Here is a 799-nt window from a genome sequence, read left to right on the forward strand (position 1 = left end):
ACGGGCTCGGGCTTCTACTCGTACTGAGCACGCACCGGACGCCGTCGCCTCGTACCCCTCCTCGTCACTCCGAGTCGTCGAGGTCGCGGCCCGCGTCGGCGCCGAGGACACCGTCCAGCTCGGAGATCGCCCCGACCAGCCGGAGGACGTCCCCGGTGCCCTCGAGGGCGAGCTGCACCTCGGCGACACCGGTATCGGCGGGCCGGGCCTCCTCCTCGGCGCGGACGATCCGGGTGGTGCGGTCCCGGCCCTTCCAGGGCGCCCGGTCCACCCCAACCCGCAGCACCCGGTACCCGGCCCCCGTACACAGCTCCAGGACGCGTGGCAGCAGCCCGGCGCCCACCCGGTAGGAAAGCTGCAACTCCACCCGTTCGGCCGACCAGAGGGCCGGCAGCCGGCGGGTGAGCAGCGGATAGCCGCGGATCACCAGAAAGTGCACCACGGTGGCCGCGGTGGCCAGCAGGGCCAAACCACCGCCGCAGGCCATGCCCACCGCACAGGTGAGCCAGACGGTCGCGGCGGCGGTCAGCCCGTGGACGGCATCGCGCCGGACGAAGATCAGGCCGCCGCCGATGAAGCCGATACCGGAGACGATCTGCGCCGCCACCCGTGAGGGGTCGAGGCCGACATGGCCGCGCAACAGCACATCGGTGAAGCCGTACTGGGAGACCTGCTTGACTTCCTCCTCCGCCTAAAGGCGGGGGGTTCCAGCGGTCGCCCGCTGGGTTTCCTGCTTCACCGACGACCGCCCCGTCCGGGAGGACTCCCGTTGAGGTCTCACACCGTCTCCACAGGCAGA

General features: G+C 71.7%; 1 protein-coding gene. It reads right to left on the minus strand.

The window, feature by feature from the left end:
* Positions 1-64 precede the first annotated feature (64 nt).
* Positions 65-640, minus strand: a complete 576-nt coding sequence (locus tag KN815_RS22250) for an MgtC/SapB family protein (protein WP_372458429.1) — start codon at positions 638-640, stop codon at positions 65-67.
* Between the last annotated feature and the right edge of the window lie 159 nt (positions 641-799).

The organism is Streptomyces niphimycinicus, from assembly GCF_018883605.1.
GTDB lineage: Bacteria > Actinomycetota > Actinomycetes > Streptomycetales > Streptomycetaceae > Streptomyces > Streptomyces niphimycinicus.